General features: G+C 73.2%; 15 protein-coding genes and 1 pseudogene. 6 read left to right on the top strand and 10 right to left on the bottom strand.

The window, feature by feature from the left end; all coding sequences use genetic code 11:
* Nucleotides 1-142 precede the first annotated feature (142 nt).
* The 4 genes and pseudogenes from ACWF9Z_RS06645 to ACWF9Z_RS06660 all read right to left on the bottom strand — a co-directional run.
* Nucleotides 143-547 (bottom strand): roadblock/LC7 domain-containing protein, encoded by a 405-nt coding sequence (locus ACWF9Z_RS06645; RefSeq protein ID WP_453598147.1) that lies wholly within the window; start codon nucleotides 545-547, stop codon nucleotides 143-145.
* A gap of 80 nt (nucleotides 548-627) precedes the next feature.
* Nucleotides 628-1,425, bottom strand: a complete 798-nt coding sequence (locus ACWF9Z_RS06650) for a transcriptional regulator (RefSeq protein WP_453598149.1) — start codon at nucleotides 1,423-1,425, stop codon at nucleotides 628-630.
* On the bottom strand, nucleotides 1,422-1,829 hold the full coding sequence (locus ACWF9Z_RS06655) for a hypothetical protein (protein ID WP_453598151.1): 408 nt from the start codon (nucleotides 1,827-1,829) through the stop codon (nucleotides 1,422-1,424). Before ACWF9Z_RS06655 ends, ACWF9Z_RS06650 begins: the two co-directional genes overlap by 4 nt.
* A 233-nt stretch (nucleotides 1,830-2,062) precedes the next feature.
* A pseudogene (locus ACWF9Z_RS06660) lies at nucleotides 2,063-2,197 on the bottom strand (helix-turn-helix domain-containing protein); the annotation flags it as partial.
* 356 nt (nucleotides 2,198-2,553) lie between these two features.
* Here ACWF9Z_RS06660 and ACWF9Z_RS06665 point away from each other — a divergent pair.
* On the top strand, nucleotides 2,554-3,927 hold the full coding sequence (locus tag ACWF9Z_RS06665; RefSeq protein ID WP_453598152.1) for a M48 family metallopeptidase: 1,374 nt from the start codon (nucleotides 2,554-2,556) through the stop codon (nucleotides 3,925-3,927).
* A gap of 90 nt (nucleotides 3,928-4,017) precedes the next feature.
* Here the strand turns inward: ACWF9Z_RS06665 and ACWF9Z_RS06670 are convergent, their stop codons facing one another.
* Both ACWF9Z_RS06670 and ACWF9Z_RS06675 read right to left on the bottom strand, forming a co-directional pair.
* The gene (locus ACWF9Z_RS06670; RefSeq protein ID WP_453598153.1) at nucleotides 4,018-4,740 is read right to left on the bottom strand and encodes a DUF6461 domain-containing protein; all 723 of its coding nucleotides are present in this window, start codon (nucleotides 4,738-4,740) and stop codon (nucleotides 4,018-4,020) included.
* Between the two features lie 11 nt (nucleotides 4,741-4,751).
* On the bottom strand, nucleotides 4,752-5,315 hold the full coding sequence (locus tag ACWF9Z_RS06675; protein ID WP_453598155.1) for a TetR/AcrR family transcriptional regulator: 564 nt from the start codon (nucleotides 5,313-5,315) through the stop codon (nucleotides 4,752-4,754).
* Nucleotides 5,316-5,501: 186 nt separating this feature from the next.
* Between ACWF9Z_RS06675 and ACWF9Z_RS06680 the strand changes: the two genes are divergently transcribed.
* Nucleotides 5,502-6,857: a PucR family transcriptional regulator gene (locus ACWF9Z_RS06680; RefSeq protein WP_453598157.1), complete on the top strand. Its 1,356-nt coding sequence runs from the start codon at nucleotides 5,502-5,504 to the stop codon at nucleotides 6,855-6,857.
* On the opposite strand, the gene ACWF9Z_RS06685 is transcribed toward ACWF9Z_RS06680, so the two are convergent.
* The 3 genes from ACWF9Z_RS06685 to ACWF9Z_RS06695 form a co-directional block, all read right to left on the bottom strand.
* Complete coding sequence (locus ACWF9Z_RS06685; protein ID WP_453598159.1) at nucleotides 6,742-8,715, bottom strand: APC family permease; 1,974 nt, start codon at nucleotides 8,713-8,715, stop codon at nucleotides 6,742-6,744. The genes ACWF9Z_RS06680 and ACWF9Z_RS06685 overlap by 116 nt on opposite strands.
* Nucleotides 8,716-8,782: 67 nt before the next feature.
* Complete coding sequence (locus tag ACWF9Z_RS06690; RefSeq protein WP_453598161.1) at nucleotides 8,783-9,238, bottom strand: (2Fe-2S)-binding protein; 456 nt, start codon at nucleotides 9,236-9,238, stop codon at nucleotides 8,783-8,785.
* 15 nt (nucleotides 9,239-9,253) lie between these two features.
* A complete protein-coding gene (locus ACWF9Z_RS06695) occupies nucleotides 9,254-11,575 on the bottom strand; it encodes a molybdopterin cofactor-binding domain-containing protein (protein ID WP_453598163.1) in 2,322 nt (773 codons plus the stop codon).
* A gap of 338 nt (nucleotides 11,576-11,913) precedes the next feature.
* On the opposite strand from ACWF9Z_RS06695, the gene ACWF9Z_RS06700 reads away from it, so the two are divergent.
* Both ACWF9Z_RS06700 and ACWF9Z_RS06705 read left to right on the top strand, forming a co-directional pair.
* Entirely contained in the window at nucleotides 11,914-12,162 is a 249-nt protein-coding gene (locus tag ACWF9Z_RS06700; RefSeq protein ID WP_356656359.1) for an SCO4226 family nickel-binding protein, read from the top strand.
* Between the two features lie 246 nt (nucleotides 12,163-12,408).
* Nucleotides 12,409-13,848: a PP2C family protein-serine/threonine phosphatase gene (locus tag ACWF9Z_RS06705; protein WP_453598165.1), complete on the top strand. Its 1,440-nt coding sequence runs from the start codon at nucleotides 12,409-12,411 to the stop codon at nucleotides 13,846-13,848.
* A 144-nt stretch (nucleotides 13,849-13,992) separates the two neighbouring features.
* Here the strand turns inward: ACWF9Z_RS06705 and ACWF9Z_RS06710 are convergent, their stop codons facing one another.
* Nucleotides 13,993-15,477 (bottom strand): DNA-binding protein NsdB, encoded by a 1,485-nt coding sequence (locus ACWF9Z_RS06710; protein WP_453598167.1) that lies wholly within the window; start codon nucleotides 15,475-15,477, stop codon nucleotides 13,993-13,995.
* Nucleotides 15,478-15,707: 230 nt separating this feature from the next.
* Between ACWF9Z_RS06710 and ACWF9Z_RS06715 the strand changes: the two genes are divergently transcribed.
* Nucleotides 15,708-16,832 carry an aminoglycoside phosphotransferase family protein gene (locus ACWF9Z_RS06715; protein ID WP_453598169.1) on the top strand — a complete coding sequence of 375 codons (1,125 nt, stop codon included), beginning with the start codon at nucleotides 15,708-15,710 and terminating at the stop codon, nucleotides 16,830-16,832.
* A gap of 219 nt (nucleotides 16,833-17,051) precedes the next feature.
* On the top strand, nucleotides 17,052-18,928 hold a 1,877-nt coding region (gene kstD, locus ACWF9Z_RS06720), incomplete at its 3' end, for a 3-oxosteroid 1-dehydrogenase (RefSeq protein WP_453598171.1).

Genomic DNA, 18,928 nt, shown 5'->3' on the forward strand with positions numbered 1-18,928 from the left:
GCGTACCCCTGTTGGTACTTGTTTATTTCATTTTTTTGGTGCGGCTGTACATAAAGTGGGTGGGTACGTTTGTAGGTGGTGGGGGGCCCCCCGGCCCCGGGGCGGGGCGCCCCGCGCGGCGGGCCGCGCGGGGGTTCGGCTCCTAGAGGACCCGTCGGCCGAGGCCGTGGTCGAGCAGCTCGGCTATCCGCAGGCTGGAGCGCCGGGCCTCCAGGTGGAGGCGGCCCACGTTGACGCGCTGCTCGGCCAGCAAGGTGAGGACCGCCGCTTCGCCCGCCGCGTAGGTGGCCACGTAGCCGTTCTCACCGCGCACGAGCAGCTCGCGGAAGCCGCCCTGGCCGGTGCAGTCGCTGAGCCGCTGGGCCACCCCGAGGGCGGCCGCCGTCAGGGCGGCGACGGACTCGGCCTCGGCGGCGGCGCTGTCCTGAGCCAGGACCATGCCGTCGGCGCTGGCGGCGAGGGCGCCGGTGAGCTGGGGGACGCGGGACCGCAGCCGCCGGAGCTCGGCGAGTATCTCGGCCTCCGCTTCGGCGGGCACCGTACTCATGTCGGCCTTTCTCCTTTCGGGCTGCCGACGCTCGGCGCGGTCGGCGCGGTCGGCGCGGAGGACCGGTCGCAGCGGGAGCCTCACAGGCTTGCCTCCAGTGCGTCGCGCAACCGGCGCAGCAGGGCCACGTCCGGGGACTGCGCCTGCGTCATCCAGTCGGGCAGGGGGGGCTCGGAGGCGGGTTCCGGTTCCGCCGCCGGTGCGTACGGGGTCTCGACGAGCCCGGCCGCGGCCAGGCGCCGCACGTCGAGCAGGGTGTGGAACGCCGGCCGGCCCAGCAGCCACGCGAGGTGCGCGGGTGTCCGTACGCCGTCGGCGCGGGCGAGCAGGATCCGCTGCCGGGCCGTGACGGTCTGGCCGGGGGCCGCGGCCCGGGGCACGACCGGGGAGGTGTCCAGCAGCGGGTAGGGCCAGACCGCGTCGAGCAGTTCCCTCCTGCGCCGGGTCTCCCGCTCGACGGCGGCCGCCGGTACGGAGCGGACCGTGCCGATCCAGTGGGTGGCCCCGCGGCGGAAGCGGGAGGGACCGCTGCCCGGGGAGAGTGCGAAGAAGGCGGCGTCGAAGATCGCGGCGAGGTGGCAGATCTCCAGCTCGCCGCCCGCCATGCCGCCGCTGTCGACGAGGAAGCGGGCGACCTGGCGGCGGGCGCCCGCCTGGTTCACCGCCTCGGTCCAGCGTTCCGGGGCGAGGCCGCCGCCGGTGGTGAGCAGGACGTCGAGACCGGGGGTGGCCGGGCTCTCCGCGTGGACGACACGGCCGTTCTCCAGGAAGAGGGTGCCTCGCTCACGGAGCAGGGCGCCGGTGGCCCGCTCGGCGGCGAGCCGGGTGAGTAAGGGCGAGACGGCGACCGCCGATGCCGGGAGCACCTGTGCGGTCATTTGAGCACCAGCCCCTCCGCGAGGGCGCGGAGTCTGTGCCGGGCGAGGGCGAGGTTCCCCTCGCCCCGGTCGAGCCACAGGTGCAGGAAGACGCTGCTGTCGAAGCTGGTTTCGACGAAGCGGAGCACGTGGTAACCGGTGCGGGTGGTGACGATCAGGTCCTCCACCGGCAGTCCCGCCGCCGCCTCACCGGAGCCCGCCGACGGCTCCGCCTGGGCGAAGGACTCGTACTCGGCGGCGGCCCGCGCCAGTTCGGCGGTCTCGGCGGCAGTGGTCTCGTGGTCCCCGACCGGCGAGTCCCCTACGGTGCCGAGGGCCAGGCCACTGCTCCAGTCGACCAGTGCGGCCCCTCTCGCCCCAGGCAGGGCCATGGCTTCGAGCAGGCATTCGTCGATCCCGGGCACGCGGACTCCCCTCCCGGCCGGACCGGGCGTGGTGCACGGTCGTACGGCGCGACAGGAGGGAACTTACTCAACTTCCACAGTCCGAAAGGGCGTTCTGGCATTTTCCGCTGGAACATGCGCGGTAGCACGTGACAGCTTGGCCGGAACCCGTCGGAATTTGATCATTGAGTTTGGATGACGCGATTCCAGGAGCTGCGAACCACGCGTCAAGAAGCGAGCGGAAGACCGTGCACGAGCCGGAATGCCCCGCCTTCGCGCTGTACGTAGCCCTCATGGCTGAGGGTGCGGAGCAGGTGGTAAACGGTGGGCAGGGGAATGCCCGTGATCCGGGCGAGTCTCTTGGCGGTCACCTCGCCTTCCGCGTGCATCGCCTCCACGAGGCGCAACGCCCGCTGGACGGAACCGATGAGGGTGGGCGCGGTGGTGGTGAGGGTGGTGGTGGTCGTGCTGTCCGCGCCGTCCGCGCTGTCCTTCTGGCCGTGGTCGCTGTCCCTCTGACGGTGGTCGCTGTCCATGGGTGGTCCCCCTGCTCCGGTGACGAGGCCTGGCAAACCCATCAAAGTCGCTCACCGGCCGCAAAACCAGCGGACTCGCGTAAACCTGAGCATAAGATCAACCTCCGCCACCGGGCCCCCCGGACCACGGGTACGGGCCGGCGTCCCTCCCTTATCCTGCGCGGACCGCGGATCACAGCAGGTCCGCGGCGGGGAGGGGATCAGCGCACGTGGAAACCACCGGGGAAACCATCGGGGAATCCGTCGGCACATCCAGCGGCAAGGAGGAGGAGGCGCCGGGGGTGCGGCCGTGCCCGGAGTGCGGGACCGCCGTCACCGCGCACACGCGGTACGTCCACTGGTGCCCGGCCTGCGAATGGAACGTGGATCCGGGTGCTCCGGAGCCGGACCGGGGCCGCATCGAGACGGTCCGCCGGCGCCTGGCCCGAGCGCACGGGGAGCAGCTGGCCGCCGAGATCGGGCGGGACGGGGGCGCCGGGGACGAGGCCGGGCCGGCCGCGCTGGACTCCTCGACCGTCCTGGCCTTCGGGATCTCGCTTCTGGTGCACGCGGTCACCGTGGGGCTGATGGTGGTCGCCGGGCTGTTGATCATCGGCGGGTGGTCCACCGGAATCCAGCCGGTGCTCGGCGTGCTGGTCCTGACGGTCGTGGCCACGCTGCTTCCCCGGCCGGCCCGGCTGCCGCAGCACGCGCCGGTGCTGTACCGGGCGGACGCGCCCCGGCTGTTCGAGCTGATCGACGAGGTCGGGGCGGCCGTCGGGACGCCCGGGGTGCATGCCGTGGTGGTGGAGACCGCCGCGAACGCCTCGGTCACCGTCCAGGGCTTGCGGAACCGGCGCATCATGTACCTGGGGCTCGGACTGTGGGAGATCCTCTCGCCGCAGGAGCGCGTGGCCCTGCTGGGGCACGAACTCGGGCACTTCGCGAACGGTGACATCCGCTCCACGCACCTCACCGGCGGGGCGCTGCACGCGCTGCAGCGCTGGCACCACCTGCTGACCCCGGCGGCCCTGCCGTCCCTGGTGACCTGGTGGCGCTATCTGTCGGACCTGTTCCTGCACCTGGTGATGTTCCTGCCGCGCTGGACCGTCTACGGAGTGATCCACCTGCTCGACGGACTGACGATGAGGGCCTCCCAGCGGGCGGAGTACCGGGCCGACGCCGGCGCCGCCCGCGCCGGTTCCACGGAGGCGGCCGCCGCGCTGATGGACCGGCTGCTGCTCTGCGCGTCGGTGGAACCGCACCTGCGGCGCGAGTCGGTGGCGGCCCAGATGCGCGGGGGCGCCGAGGGCCGCGCGGCGCGCGACGCCGCCGAGCAAGGGCTGTGGGAACGGCTGCGCGTACGGACGGGGTCCGTCCCCGAGAGCGAGTACGAGCGGCTGCGCCGGGTCTCCGCCCGGCGCGGGCACAGCGTCGACGACACCCACCCGCCGACCCACCTTCGCCGCCGGTGCCTGACGTCGGCCGGGGCGCGGCCGGCCCGGGTGGTCTGCGACGCTTCCCGTACGGAGGCGGTCGCGGCCGAGCTGGCTCCGGCCCGCGCCGAGCTGGCTCGCCGGGTGATCCGGGACTACTCGCGCTGAGCCGGAGCCCGGCCCGTTCCTGCCGCACCCCGCGAGGCGTACCGCGGTACCGCCGTGCCGCCGTACGCCGTACCGCCCTGCGCCGTCCCGCTACTGCGTGCAGGTCACGAAGGCCGGGAGCCGGGCCTCCTCCACGAGCCGGCGCGGCAAGGACAGGCCGAAGCGGTGTTCCAGGACCGCGAGGGTGAGGCGGTCGCGGTCCTCGTCCGGTTCGTCCTCGGGGCGGGCGTAGCCGCCGTCCGGGGTGAGGATCTTGGCCTCGGTCAGCTCCGGCAGCAGGAAGTCGGGCCGGTGGCCGCCCCGCCAGTACTCCTCGCCGAGGCCGAAGCAGCAGACCAGCTCCCCGTCCCGGGCGTACGCGAACTGCTTGGGCGGGTGGTCCGGCTGCGGGTCGAGGTGGACGGCCTCCACTCCGGACCGGGACACCTCGGCCAGCCGCTGCGCCCCGGCCGGTATGCCGTGCTCGACGGCGAAGGACCAGCCGCCCCAGCTGCCGACCCGGGCCACCCCGTCGCCGTCCACCGTCTCGGTGACCATGCTCCAGGCGTCCAGGGCGCCCAGCGGCCCGGGCCGGATGCCGGGCAGCGCACCGAGCCGCGCCGCCAGTTCCCCGGGCCCGATGCCCCGGGCGAAGGTCAGGCTGACGTACCAGGCGTCCCAGTCGGCCAGCCACTGGATGCCGCTGCCGCCGGCCTCTCCGCCGCGCCCTCCGTCGGCGCCTCCGGCGCCGTCCCGGCCGCCGTTCCCGCTGGTGTCCGCCATCTCCACGGTCGCCTCCCGTGCCGCGTGCCGGTACTGCCGTCGCTCCCCCACGGGCACGATAGTCAGTCGGCGGGGCCCTCCGGGAGGAGGCGCTCGACCATCGTGCCGATGAGCCCCTCCACCGGATAGGGGGCCAGCAGGCCGGGCGCGGTCAGGTCGTCCACGATCAGTCCCAGCATGGCCAGGTACAGCAGCACCACGCCCTGCCGGTCCCCGGGCAGCCCCGCCTCCAGGTGCCAGGCGACGTTCGCCTCCAGCTCGGCACCCTGGAATCCCGCCAGCTCCTCCTGCAGCTCGGGCCGCCGGGTGGCCTCCAGGCGAAGCTCCAGCATGGCGGTGTGGACGCTGCGCTCGCGGCGCATGCGCGCCAGGAGCCGGCCGAGCAGGACCTTCGTGTCGTGCGGCCCCTCCAGCTCCGCCGGGTCGGGGACGAGCCGCTCGCGGGTGCGGTGCAGGATCTGCACGAGCAGCTGCGCCCGGTTGGTGAAGTAGTTGGAGGACGTGCCGGTCGGGACCCCGGCCTCGGCGTCGACGGCGCGCAGGGTCAGCCCCCGGGAGCCCTCGCGGGCGAGGACTTCGATGGCGGCGTCGAGGAGCGCGGCGCGGCGCTCCAGGTTCTGGCGCATGGGCGGATCCCTGACGGTGTGGAGACGGTGCGCCCGCGGCGCGGAACGGTGCGGCGCGGGCGTGCGGCGGCGTCGCGGTATGACCGCCGCATATGCACTGCACATGCAGTGCTTCGGACACGCTAGCGGACGCGGCACCGTCGCGGCCCTCCCCACCGCCCCCTCGTCCGTGTCACGCTGCCCGTCATGGAGCGGATCATCGAGGAGATACGCGAGGACCTGGACCGCCGGCTCGCGGTGGCGGCGGAGCGGCTCGCCGACCGGACGCCGGCCGAGGACCCGGCCCGTGCCGCCTACGCCGCCCCGCTCGGCCGGGCCGAACTGCGCGAGCGGATCCACCGCGTCCTGCGCCTGGCCGTCGAGGGGCTGGTCCGCGGCTCCCGCGGCCTGCCGCCCGATCTCGCCGACGCCCGCGCCGACGGCGCGCTCCACGCGGGGCAGGGGCTGCCGCTCTCCTCCCTGCTGGGCCTCTACCGGATCTGCGGCCGGCTGGTGTGGCAGGCCCTGACCGAGGCCGTCTCCGCCCACGACCGGGCGGCGCTCCCCCGGCTGCTGCCCGGGGCGCCCGCGCTGTGGGAGGTGGTCGACGGGATGGCGGACGCGGCGGCCGAGTCGTACGGCCGGGCCGACGCCGTGCGCGGTGTCCGCGAGCGGGAGCTCGCCGCCGCCCTGCTCGACGCCCTGCTCGACGGCTCCGGGCCGGCCGGGGAGGCCGCCCGGTCGGCGGAGCGGCTCGGGCTGCCGGAGCGCGGCCGCTTCGCGGTGGTGGCCCTCGCGCCCGACGGCCCCGGGTCCGGGTCCGGGTCCGGGACGGGCATGGGGGCGGGCATCGGCACCGACACCGGCACCGGCACCGGCACCGGCACCGGCACCGGCCACGTGACGCACCCGGCGGCGGGCGCCCCGCGCACGCTGTGGCGGATCCGCGCCGCCGGCGAGAGCTGCCTCGTGGAGCTGGGACACCATCCGCTGGAATCCGTACGGGAGCTGCTCGCGCCGCTCGGGGTGCGCGCCGGGGTGAGCCCGGTGGTGACCTCGCCGGCCGAGGTGGCCGGGGCGTACCGGCTGGCCGTCCTCGCCCTGCGCGCCGCCGTCGCCGAGGGCCCGCGCACCGCGCTGCTGGACGAGCGGCTGCCGGCGGCGCTGGTCGCGGCCGAGCCCGAACTGGCGGCCCGGCTGCGCCGGGTGGTGCTGGGTCCGGTCCTGGCGCTGCCGCCGCAGGACCGCCGGGTGCTGCTGAACACCCTGGGCACCTGGCTGACCTGCCAGGGCTCGACGACGTTCGCCGCGCAGCGGCTGTACTGCCACCGCAACACCGTCTCCAACCGGCTGCGCCGGCTGGAGCAGCTGACCGGCCGCTCCCTGTCGGATCCGGCCCATGTCGTGGAGCTCGCGCTGGCGCATGCGGCGATCGTCCAGCGTCCGGCTACCGCCGCCGCGCCTCCCGCCCCTTCCATCGGTTCCGCGTCCCCTCCCGCGGCCGCGCCGCCTTCGCGGACTCCAGCAGGAACGGCACGTCGATTACCGCGACCCCCGGCGTGAACAGCAGCCGCGCCTTGAGCCGCAGCGCGTTCTGGTTGTGCAGGGGCTGCTCCCACCAGTGCCCCACCACGTACTCCGGGATCACCACCGACAGCATGTCCGTCCCCTCGGCGGCCGCCTGTTCCTGAACGTGGGCGAGCACCGGTCCGATCACCTCCCGGTACGGGGAGTGCAGCACCTTCAGCGGGATCCCCGGGTCGTGCTCCGCCCAGGCCGTCCGCAGCCGGTTCGCGTCCTCCTCGTCCGCGGCCACCGAGAGCGCCGTGAGGGTGTCGGGCCGCAGCCCCATGGCGAAGCCGAGGGCCTTGAGCGTGGGCGCGTGCACCGCGGCCACCAGGACGACGACGTGGTGGCGGGCGGGCTTGCGCGGTGTGAACCCGGGGGCGACGGCGACCTCCCGGGCCACGGCGTCGTAGTGGCGGCGCACGCCCTTCATGCCGAGGAAGAGCAGGGGCATCGCGATGACGACGAGCCAGGCTCCGTGGGTGAACTTGGTGATGAGGACGATGACCAGGACCACGGAGGTCATGACGGCGCCGACGGCGTTGATGGCCCGTCGGCGGTGGATGTGGATCCGCTCCTCCTTCGGGGTCCGGGGTGACGCCAGCTCCTGCTTCCAGTGCCGGACCATCCCGGCCTGCGAGAGGGTGAAGGAGACGAAGACGCCGATGATGTAGAGCTGGATGAGGCGGGTCAGCTCGGCGTCGAAGGCGACGATGAGGGCGATGGCGACGAGCGCCAGCAGGACGACGCCGTTGGAGTAGACGAGCCGGTCGCCCCGGTTGAAGAGCTGGCGCGGCGCGTAGCGGTCCCTGGCCAGGATCGAGGCCAGCATCGGGAAGCCGTTGAAGGCGGTGTTCGCGGCGAGGACCAGCACGCCGGCGGTCACGGCCTGGAGCACGTAGAAGAGGAGGTCCCAGTCGCCGAAGGTGGCCCGGCCGATCTGCGCGAGCGCGGTGGCCATCGGTGTCCCGGGGGCCAGGCCCAGTTCGGCCGGGTCCGCCGCGACGTGCACCTCGTACACCATGGCGAGAACCGTGATCCCGGCGAACATGGTGCCGGCCAGGACGCCCATGGCGGCGAGCGTGGTCGCCGCGTTCCTGCTCTTGGGCTTCTGGAAGGCGGGCACGCCGTTGCTGATGGCCTCGACACCGGTCAGGGCCGTACATCCGGAGGCGAAGGCGCGCAGGGCGAGCAGCACCAGCGCGAGGCCGGCGTAGCTGCCGGCCGCGGTGATCGGCAGCTCGGAGGATTCGGCGCGGATGGTGTCGCCGGTCGCGAGGCGGAAGGCGGCCACGGCGAACATGAGGTAGATGACGAGCACGAAGCCGTAGGTCGGGATCGCGAAGATCCGGCCCGACTCCCGTACGCCGCGCAGGTTCATCAGGGTCAGGAGCACGACGAAGCCCACCGACATGGACACTTCGTGGTCGCTGAGGGAGGGGATGGCCGAGGTGATGGCGGAGACGCCGGAGACCACGGAGACGGCGACCGTCATGACGTAGTCGACGAGCAGGGCGCTCGCGGCGGTGAGGGCCGCGGTCGGGCCGAGGTTCTTGGAGCTGACGATGTAGGCACCGCCGCCGCCCGGGTAGGCGTGGCAGGTCTGCCGGTAGGAGGCGACGACGACGACCAGCAGGAAGATGATCGCGGCGGCCGCGTACCAGGTGAGGTGGAGCAGCGCGACGCCGCCGAGGGCGAGGATCAGCAGGATCTCCTCGGTGGCGTAGGCCACCGAAGAGAGTGGGTCGCTGCAGAAGATGGGGAGCGCGAGCCGTTTGGGCAGCAGGGTCTCACCCAGACGAGCGGTGTCGAGCGGTTCCCCGACCAGCACGCGTTTCACATTGATACGCCTCATCCAGGCATGATCGGCTACATCTGTTCCGATTCATCCCCTATAAGGCTTGTGTCATGGGGTCACCCGCCTACATTTTCGCCGCCGCGCTGTGGATCGCCTCGCGGATGCGGAAGTAGGTGCCGCAGCGGCAGATGTTGGCGATCGCGTCGATGTCCTCGTCGGTGGGCGTGCTCGTGCGCTTCAGCAGAGCCACCGCCGCCATGATCTGGCCGGGCTGGCAGAAGCCGCACTGTGCGACGTCCTGTTCGAGCCAGGCCTCCTGCACCGGGTGCAGTTCGTCGCCGTTCGCCAGCCCCTCGATCGTGGTGACGGCCTTCCCCGCGCACGCGGAGACCGGGACCACGCACGGGCGGACGTCCACCCCGTCGAGGTGGCTGGTACAGGCCTTGCAGACGTCCACGCCGCAGCCGTATTTGGGGCCGCGCACGCCGAGCAGGTCGCGGAGCACCCACAGCAGGGGCAGATCGTCGGGCGCGTCCACGGTGACGCTCTGCCCGTTGACGGTGAAGGTGTGCGAGGGCACGGCTCGGCTCCTGAACTAGCGGGGGTAGGGGATGAAGTCGACGTCGAAGTCGAGGGGGAAGCTACGCGGCTTCGTGCCCGTGGCCCGGGCGTAGGCGTTGGCGATGGCGCCCACCGCGGCCGGCACGCCCAGCTCGCCGGCTCCGCCCGGCTCGGTTCCGGTCGCCGGGAGCACGAAGACCCGTACCTCCCGCGGGGTGTCGCGCTGCCGCGCCCAGTGGAACTGGCTGTAACTCCCCTCCAGCGGGAGCCCCTTGTCCAGGTGCAGGCCGGCCTTGAGCGTGGTGGAGACGGCATCGGTCAGGCCGCCGATCATCTGGGCCTCCAGACCGCGCGGGTTGACGGGCAGGCCCACGTCCACGGCGATGAAGGCCTTGGTGACGCGCACGTGCTCCGGGTCGCGGGCGTCGATCTCGACCAGGCAGGCGGTCCTGGACTTGTACTCCTCGTGGAAGGCGATGCCCTGGGCGCACCCGGCGGGCAGGGCGCGGCCCCAGTTCCCCTCCGTGGCCACCTTGTCGAGCACGGCGCGCTGGGCGGCCGTCTTCAGGAAGGTGCGGCGGAACCGGTACGGGTCCCTGCCCGTGGCGGCGGCCAGTTCGTCGACCACGATCTCCTCGGCGCCCCGGGTGTTCGCCGAGTACACCGAGCGCCAGGATCCGGTCGGCACCCCGGTGGGGACCTCGGTGAGCACCTGGGTGGTGAGCCCGAAGTGGTACGGGGACTTGACCGTCGTGAGGAACAGCGTCTGGGCGAGGGTGGCGTTGCCGATGCCCAGCGGCAGGCTCGCCGCCGTGGCGGTGATGATCTCGCCGAGGCCGTGCCGGAAGTCCGTCTCGGCGGCGGCGACCCGGTGTTCGAAGCTGAGCACCTCGCCGAGCAGGTGGGTCGCACGGATCTTGTGGTGGGTGGCGGGGCGCATCCGGCCGTGCCGGGTGTCGTCGACACGGGTCCACATCAGGCGGACCGGCCGGCGGCAGGCCTTGGAGATCCTCGCCGCCTCCAGGGCGGCGTCGAAGAAGAGCCGCCGGCCGAAGGAGCCGCCGGCCTGGACCACGTGCACGGTGACCTTGTCGAGCGGCAGGCCGAGGTCGGCGGCTATCGTCTCGCGGGCCACGATCGGGGACTTGAGTCCGGACCAGATCTCGGCGCGGTCCTCGCGCACGTCGGCGATCGCGGAGTTGGTCTCCATCGGCGCGTGGCTGACGAAGGCGAAGTCGAACTCGGCGTCCACGTGCGCGGTGAGCAGCGGCGGCACGACCAGCGGGGCGGTGGCGGCGCGCAGCGCGGTGCGCACGGCCGCGTCGGAGAGCTGGTCGGCGGGGCCGGGACTCCAGGTGACCTGGAGGGCGGCCCTGGCGTCGAGGGCCTGGCCGAAGGTCTCGGCGACGACGGCCACGCCGGTGGCGATGGTGACCACGTGCAGGACGCCCGGCATGGCCCTGACGGCCGCGAGGTTGGCCACGGAGCGGACGCCGCCGCCGAGGGTGGGGGGCCGGCGGACCACGCAGGGTTTGGCTCCGGGCACGTCGAGGTCGAGGGTGTACCGCAGGGCGCCGGTGACCATCGCGCGGGCATCGATCCGGCTGGTGGGTTTGCCGACCAGGGCGTGCTCCGCCGGCTGCTTGGGGCTCGCGCCGAGGACCACGAGGGCGGGGTCGGCGGCGGCCGCGGCGAGGGAGCCGTAGTCGGCGGTGCGGCCGTCGGGAGCGCGGACGGCGCCGTTCGCGGTGGTGAGGGAGGAGGCCGGAAGGCTCCAGCGCACGGCAGCGGCCGCCACGAGCCGGGCGCGGGCGGTCGCGGCGCACTGGCGGACCGGGCCGTAGAGGGAGCGGATGGAGTTGGAGGAGCCGGTGAGCTGGTTGAAGAGCAGCTCGGGGCGGGCGTCGTCCAGGGCGATCCGTACGGCGGCCAGCGGTGCGTCGAGTTCCTCCGCGACGAGCATCGCCACGGCGGTGGTGAGCCCCTGGCCGACCTCCTCGCGCGGCAGCCGGAACCGGATGGTGCCGTCGGCCTCCACGGCGAGCGCGAGCAGGGCGGAGGTCGCGGCCCCGGCGAGGATGAACAGGTCGCCGAGGTCGACCAGGTCGGCGGGGGCGGGCAGGGTCGGGACCACCGCGTGGGCGGGCTGCGGCGCGAGGAGGTCCGCGCCGGCGCGGGTGACGAGGGCCAGGGTCGGCGCGGCGACGAGGTAGGTGAGGAAGGAACGGCGGCTCTGCCCGTCGGCCCCGCGGCTCTGCCCGTCGGCTCCGCGGCTCCGCCGGTCGGCCCCGCCGCTCCGCCCGTCTGCGCCGTCGTGGTCCCGGCCGTCGGTCGGCGCATGGCTCTGCCCGGTCATGTCCTCGTGTCCCCGCCCTGCGCACGGCCCGCCTCTGCGGGCCTCCCCGGCTCGTTACCGGCACGTAGAGTAGCGATCGCCGGGTGAGCGGGGAAGCCCGGAGCGGGCACGGAGGCCCCTCCGGATGCTTCGCCGCCCTCGCTCCGGGCGCTCCGCCGTCCTTCGTTCGGGTGGTACCCGCCCGCGCGGGGACGGCTCGGACCCCCTTCGCACACCTCGGTCGTACGATCGACCGCCCCCTCCCGGAAGGCCGGTTTCCGGCCGCGGGCGGACGATGGGAAGAGCACACAAGAGCAGGCCGGGCCCACCGGACGACTGGATGGAGGAGGTGCGCGGCAGTGGCTAAGTACATGGACGTCCACTACGGCATGAACGGCATCACCGCGGATCAGCTGCAGGCAGCCCATAAGGCCGACCTGGACATCGAGGCGGAGGAGAGCGTGCACTTCGAGCACGCCTGGGCCGACCCCGCGTCCGGCACGGTCTACTGCCTCTCCGAGGCCCCCTCCGCGGACGCGGTCAAGCGGATCCACGACCGCACGGGACACCCCTTCAGCGAGATCCACCCGGTGCCGGTCTCCGTGTAACGGCCCGAGGGGCGCAAGGATCGGCGGGCCTCCGGGACGGGGCCCGCCGACGGGGCTGACCGGATTCGTTCGCACGCTTCCGGGGAAGCGGGAGGCCCCAGGCATATGCCCGGAGCAAGTCCTCCACAGATGTTGCCAAACGCCTTACAGGCCGTCGTGGCCTGTGCCACAGTCGTTGACGGCCCTTCCATCAGAACCGGTCCTACCTTTCAGACTTGGCCGTGCCGCGCCTGTATCGGAGTTCTCATGCCGTCCCACCTGTACGCGGACCGTCCCGCGCAGTCCCCGGAACCAGGGTCGGTGGACGCACTGATCTCGCAGGCCCGGCAGCTGCGGGGAGAAGTCGACGCCGTCCGCCCGGACACCGTGGACGAGGACGACGCCCAGGGACGGTGGCAGCGCGCGCTGTGCGATCTCGCCGTGCACCACCTCGACGACATCGGAGAGCACCTCGGCCAGCTCAGAGAGGGCCTGGCGCCCACCGTGCCCGAAGCCGTCGAACTGCCGAGGACCGCCCCGGCCCCCGCGACGGGACCCGCCGGCGGCGAAGCGCAGCAGACCCGGGTCGGCAGCGCCGAGTGGAACCTGCTGACCGACGAGGTCAGCTGGTCCGACGAGCTCTTCCAGATCTTCGGCCGCTCTCCCGAGAGCGGCGCGCTCACCCTCGACGAGCTGGGCTCCACCCTGTTCTCCGAAGACCAGCCGTTGCTGACGGCCATGGTCACGGCCTGCCTGGTGGACGGCAAGCCCATAGACGGCGAGTTCCGCATCGTCCGGGCCGACGGCCGCGTCCGGACGCTGCACATGCGGGGCGAGCCGGTACTCGACGCCGACGGCTGCACGGCCACGATGTGGGCCGTCCTGCGGGACGTGAGCGACCTGCGCCGGAGCCAGCGGGCGGTCCGCGAGTCCCGTGACTCGTTGCAGCGCCGGCAGGAGATCGCGCGGACCGAGCGCCGGCTCGCGGTCGAACTGCAGGAAGCCGTGCTCCCCCCGTGGCGCGGCTCCCTGCGGTTTCCGCACGACAGCACCGGGGCACTGGACGTCGCCGCGCACTACCTGCCCTCCGCGACCAGCGCGCTGATCGGCGGTGACTGGTACGACGCGCTCGAACTCCCCCACAGACAGTCCATGCTGACGGTGGGTGATCTGACGGGCCACGGGGTGACCGCCACTTCGGGCATGGCGATGATGCTCGGCGCCCTGCGCGGGATGGCCATGGCCGGCATCGAGCCGGGCCCCCTGATGGGCTGGCTGAACCAGCTCCTGGAGACCTCCGTACAGCCCGCGCTGGGGTCCGCGGTGTGCTGTCGCTACGATCCGGCCCGCCGGATCCTTTCCTGGGCGCAGGCCGGCCACCCCGCTCCGCTGCTCTTCCGCCGCGGCCAGGGCCGCTCGCTGCTGCCGCCCGAGGGCGTGCTGCTGGGAGCGACCTCCGGGGCCGCATACGGGCAGGCCGAGGAGCTGCTGGAGGCCGGAGACGTACTCGTCCTGCACACCGACGGACTGACCCCGCGCAGCATCGAGTTCAGCAAGGCCGACGGGACCGAGCGGCTGCTGGCGCTCGCCCCGCACGTCTCGGCCGCCCGCTCGGCGCAGGACTGCGTGCGGCTGGTGATCGGGGAGTTCGGCGAGGGCGAGCGCGAGGACGACGCCTGCGTCCTGGTGGCCCGGGTCGGCGCATAGCCGTCGGGGAGAGCCCGGGCGGACGGCCGTCGGCCGCGCGCACGCGTACGGATCTCGGGGCCGCGCCGGACGGCGCGGCCTTCTTCGTCCGCGCGGAGCCGCACCCTGGCCCGCTCATGCCTGGCCCGCTCATACCGCGCCCCCTCATACCGGGCGCGGGGCCACCGGGCTGTTCGGGAGCGCCAGTTTGATCTCCTCGCGGAGCTCCTCGATGCCGGCGAATCCGGAGTAGTGGCCGCTCAGCCGGTACATCTCGCGTAGCCGGTCCCATGTCCGGTGCGAGGACGTCTCGTTCATCGAGACGAGCGCGAGGCGGGCGTAGCGGTCGGCCTGCTCCGGGTCGTCCGCGATGAAGCAGGCCGAGGCCATCGAGATGTAGTCGAAGATCTTCGAGCGCTGGTGGCCGTCCGCGCGCAGCCGCAGGGCCTCCTTGGCGTGCTTCTGGGCGATCGGCGCCGCCGACGGATCGTGGTCGGCGAGGGTACGGAAGGCCAGTGCCTGCATGCCGTGCAGATCGGCCTCGTCGAAGTGCTGCATCCACGAGGGCGGGGGCACGTCCCCGGACGTGGACACGAACAGGTCCTCGGCCTCGCCCAGGGTGCGGCGCATCGCCTGGCCCTTGCCGAGCGCCGCCTGAGCCCACGCCTCGATGGTGTGCAGCATGGCGCGGGTGCGGGGCAGGGTCCGCTCGCCCGAACCGGACTGCGCGAGCTTCATCAGGTCGAGGGCCTCGTTCGGTTTGCCCAGGTGGACCATCTGACGCGCGGCACGGGACAGCGCCTCCCCCGCCCGCGGCCGGTCGCCGCCCTCGCGGGCCGCGTGCGCGGCGATGACGAAGTACTTCTGGGCCGTCGGCTCCAGACCCACGTCGTGGGACATCCAGCCCGCCAGCACCGCCAGATTGGCCGCCACCCCCCACAGTCTGCGCTGGAGGTGGTCGGGGTGGTGGTAGGCGAGCATGCCGCCCACCTCGTTGAGCTGACCGACCACGGCCTTGCGCTGCAGGCCGCCGCCCCTGGAGGCGTCCCAGGCGCGGAAGACGTCCACGGAGCGCTCCAGGGCCTCGATCTCCTGGGAGCCGATGGGCGCGGCCTCGTACCGGTCGTATCCGACCCCGTCGGCCTGGTGGAGGTCGTTGTGGCGGAACGCGTCCTTGGCGCGGGCGGGGTCGGTGTGGAGCCAGTCGTACATGGCGTTGCTGAGGGCTGAGCCGGCGGTGAGCGCGGCGCCCGCGCCCATCAGACCGCGACGGTTGAGCATGAGGTCCATTCCCGTGAATTCGGTGAGGACCGCGGCTGTGCGTTCGGGCGCCCATGGCATCCCGTCGGGGTTCTCCTGCTCCCCGTCCGGTTGCCGCTTGATGGTGCGCCGTTGCCGTACGAACCCGAGGTCCTCGATGGTCACGACACGACCGAGCCGCTCGGTGAACAGTGCTGCCAGTACCGTGGGAACCGGTTCGCGCGGGGTCTCCCCCATGTCGATCCAGCGCCGCACCCGCGAGGTGTCGGTGGCCAGCTGGTGGTGGCCCATCGAGGCCGCCTGCCGGTTGACCATCCTCGCCAGTTCGCCCTTCGACCAGCCGGCCAGGCCGAACAAGTCATTCAGACGGGTGTTTGGTCCTTTGCTCACGTCAAGCCCCCAGGTTCTCGGCTGAGTTGACAGTAGCCCCCCGTCAGATGCCGAGCGACTATTCGCCAGGGTTCGCCAGGGCACGCAACGTGGTACGCCACCCACGGCCAGGTGTCAGGTAGGAATGCGCCTCCCCGACCCGGTCACCGGCGGAACTCCCCAGGGTGATGCACGGGATCCGGCGGGGCGGCGTACGCAACTCGTCGGCGCACGAAGGGATCCGTAACGCCATGTACGCAGCAACGACCTCCGTGTCCGCCCCGGTCCGGCCGCACCGCACCCTCCCCGCGGTGGGCGGCCCCTACCTCGAACCCGGCCGCATCGCGGCACCGGCGCAGAGCGCCGTACGGGCACGGCGGATGCCGGGAACCGGATCTCAGCCGCTCAGCGGAAGAATCGACCTGTCGGGGCCGCAGGGAGCGCAGCTGCGCACCGCGCTCGCCTCGGTGCAGCGGATCTGTCCGGAGTTCGCGCCGGTTCAGGTGCTGCGGCGCAGCGGCCGGTCGGTCCTGCTGGTGGGGACCACCGGCCGGATGACGGCCGTGGCGAAGGTATTACTGGATCCCTCGCCCGAATGGCGCGAGCGGTACCGGCACGAAATAGCGACGTACCGGACGTTCGTCCGGCACCGCCCGCACGTCCGCGTGCCGCGGCTGATCGCCGCCGACCCGGAGAACTGCGTACTGATCGTCGAGCGGATGGCGGGCCGGGTCGCCGCGCTCCAGCGGCACCCGGTGGAAGCCCCGCCCCGGGCCGACCTGCGGGCGGCGCTGGGCGCGGTGCGCCAGGTGAACACCTGGCGTCCCGCGGAGGGGTTGTTCGAGAAGCCCCTGGACTACGACCGCCGGATCGCCCGGGACTACCAGCAGGGTCTGCTGACCGACCGGGACTTCGGTGACCTGCAGAAGCTGCTGCACGGGGTGAAACTGTCCGGCACTCCCTGGCAGTTCAACCACGGCGACGCGCTGCTGTCGAACCTGCTGCTGTCCCCGGCGGGGCCGGTGCTCCTCGACTGGGAGCACGCCGGCTGGTACCTGCCCGGCTACGACCTGGCCACGCTGTGGACGGTGCTGGGCGACGCCCCGGCCGCCCGCGCCCACATCAGCCGCATGGCGCAGGCCGCCGGACCGGCCGCGCGGGACGCCTTCCTGGTCAACCTGATGCTGGTGCTGACCCGGGAGATCCGGATGTCGGAGACGGCGGTGCACCGCTCGATGTCGGCGGCCGCCCCGGCCCACCCCCTGCCGGTGGGTTCCCTGTCCTCCGGCGAGGAGCAGCGACTGCTGCTGCGGCGTCTGCACGACGACGCGGGCATGGCGCGCAGGGCGGTCCGCGCCGCCGTGGGCACGCGCTGACCCCGGCGCGCGGGGGCGCGTAGAACGGAGCACGACAGCACGGATCCCGATCCCGTGCCGCACACACCCGGTGTGTGCGGCACGGGATTTCCCGTGTCCGGGCCCACCGCTCGACCGGTGCGCGTGCCTTGACTTCACATGATCCCCCGAACACCTTTTCTGACGTCGCATCAGAACTGCCGGACCGGTCCCTCACTCCCACGCCGCTGGAGCCCGCCCATGACCCCGAGCCCCGCCTCCTCCCCCCACTCCGCACCGCGTTCCGCCCTCCCCTCCCGCAGGACGGTCCTCGCCGGGACCGGGGCCGGGGTGCTCGCCGCCGGCGTGCTGCCCGCCGTCGCGGCGCACGCCGCCGCCGGCGCCGGCCCCGGGGACGCGCTCGGCGAGTACGACGTCGTCGTGGTCGGATCCGGAGCCTCCGGGATGACCGCCGCGCTCACCGCCGCCCGACGGGGCCTGAGCGTGCTCGTGGTCGAGAAGGCCCCGACCTTCGGCGGTTCGGCCGCCCGCTCCGGGGCCGGCATCTGGCTGCCCAACAATTCCGTGATCCTGGGCGCGGGGGTCCCCGACACCCCGGAGAAGGCGGCGGCGTACCTCGCGGCCGTCGTCGGCGACGGCTCCCCGGCGGACCGGCAGGCCGCCTTCCTCGCCAACGGGCCGCGGATGCTCGACTTCGTGATGGCCAACAGCCCGCTGCGCTTCCGCTTCATGGACGGCTACAGCGACTACTACCCCAACCTCCCCGGCGGCCTTCCGAACGGCCGCTCCATCGAGCCCGACCAGATCGACGGCAACATCCTCGGCGCCGAACTGGCCCGGCTGAACCCGGCGTACATGCCCGTGCCGGCCGGCATGGTGGTGTTCAGCCAGGACTACAAGTGGCTCAACCTCGCGGCCGTGAGCGCCAAGGGCCTCGCGGTGTCCACCGAATGCCTGGCGCGCGGCACCGCGGCCGCGCTGTGCGGGCAGAAGCCGCTGACCATGGGCCAGGCCCTCGCGGCGGGCCTGCGGGCCGGGCTGATGCGGGCCGGGGTGCCGGTGTGGCTGAACAGCCCCCTGGTCGACCTGGTCCAGGAGGGCGGCGCGGTCACCGGGGTCGTGGTGGAGAAGGAGGGGGTACGGGGCGTCGTGCGGGCCCGCAAGGGCGTGGTCATCGGCTCGGGCGGCTTCGAGCACAACGCGGAGATGCGGGCCCAGTACCAGCAGCAGCCGATCGGCACCCAGTGGTCGGTGGGGGCGAAGGAGAACACGGGTGACGGCATCCGGGCGGGCCAGCGGGCGGGCGCCGCACTGTCGCTGATGGAGGACGCCTGGTGGGGTCCGTCGATCCCGCTGCCCGGCGAACCGTACTTCTGCCTGGCCGAACGGACCCTGCCCGGCGGCCTGATGGTCAACGGGAACGGTGCCCGCTTCGTCAACGAGGCGGCCCCGTACAGCGATGTGGTGCACGTGATGTACGAGAAGGACCGCGGCGCGACCGGCTCGCACATCCCCGCCTGGCTGATCGTGGATCAGAACTACCGCAGCAAGTACCTCTTCAAGGACGTCCCGCCCACGATCGTCTTCCCCGACTCCTGGTACGAGGTGGGCGCGGCGAAGAAGGCGTGGACCTGGGACGCGCTGGCCGGCCAGATCGGCGTACCGGCCGGAGCCCTGCGCTCCACCCTCAACCGGTTCAACGCGCAGGCCTGGAACGGCACCGACCCCGACTTCCACCGGGGCGACACGGCGTACGACCACTACTACACGGACCCGGGCGTCCACCCGAACTCGTGCCTGGCCCCGGTCTGGGCGCCGCCGTTCTACGCCTTCAAGATCGTGCCGGGTGACCTGGGCACGAAGGGCGGCATCGTCACGGACGCGCGGGCCCGCGCGCTGCGGTCCGACGGATCGGTGATCCGGGGCCTGTGGGCGGCGGGCAACGCGAGTGCGGCGGTGATGGGACACAGCTACGCGGGAGCCGGGTCGACGATCGGCCCCGCGATGACGTTCGGCTACGTGGCGGCGAACGACAGCCCGGACCGCGGTCGGCGGGGGGGGGGGGCGGCGCGGCGGGGGGCCGGGCGGGGGGCGCCGGGGGGGGTGGGCGCGGGCGC

The sequence above is a fragment of the Streptomyces sp. NPDC054961 genome (genome assembly GCF_053609145.1).

Excerpts from the sequence above, each read along its gene's own strand:
- ACWF9Z_RS06695 (WP_453598163.1), bottom strand. The coding sequence starts at position 11,575 with ATGACCGGGCAGAGCCATGCGCCGACCGACGGCCGGGACCACGACGGC.
- ACWF9Z_RS06645 (WP_453598147.1), bottom strand. The coding sequence starts at position 547 with ATGAGTACGGTGCCCGCCGAAGCGGAGGCCGAGATACTCGCCGAGCTC.
- ACWF9Z_RS06650 (WP_453598149.1), bottom strand. The coding sequence starts at position 1,425 with ATGACCGCACAGGTGCTCCCGGCATCGGCGGTCGCCGTCTCGCCCTTA.
- ACWF9Z_RS06680 (WP_453598157.1), top strand. The coding sequence starts at position 5,502 with ATGGAGCGGATCATCGAGGAGATACGCGAGGACCTGGACCGCCGGCTC.
- ACWF9Z_RS06715 (WP_453598169.1), top strand. The coding sequence starts at position 15,708 with ATGTACGCAGCAACGACCTCCGTGTCCGCCCCGGTCCGGCCGCACCGC.
- ACWF9Z_RS06685 (WP_453598159.1), bottom strand. The coding sequence starts at position 8,715 with ATGAGGCGTATCAATGTGAAACGCGTGCTGGTCGGGGAACCGCTCGAC.
- ACWF9Z_RS06705 (WP_453598165.1), top strand. The coding sequence starts at position 12,409 with ATGCCGTCCCACCTGTACGCGGACCGTCCCGCGCAGTCCCCGGAACCA.
- ACWF9Z_RS06675 (WP_453598155.1), bottom strand. The coding sequence starts at position 5,315 with ATGCGCCAGAACCTGGAGCGCCGCGCCGCGCTCCTCGACGCCGCCATC.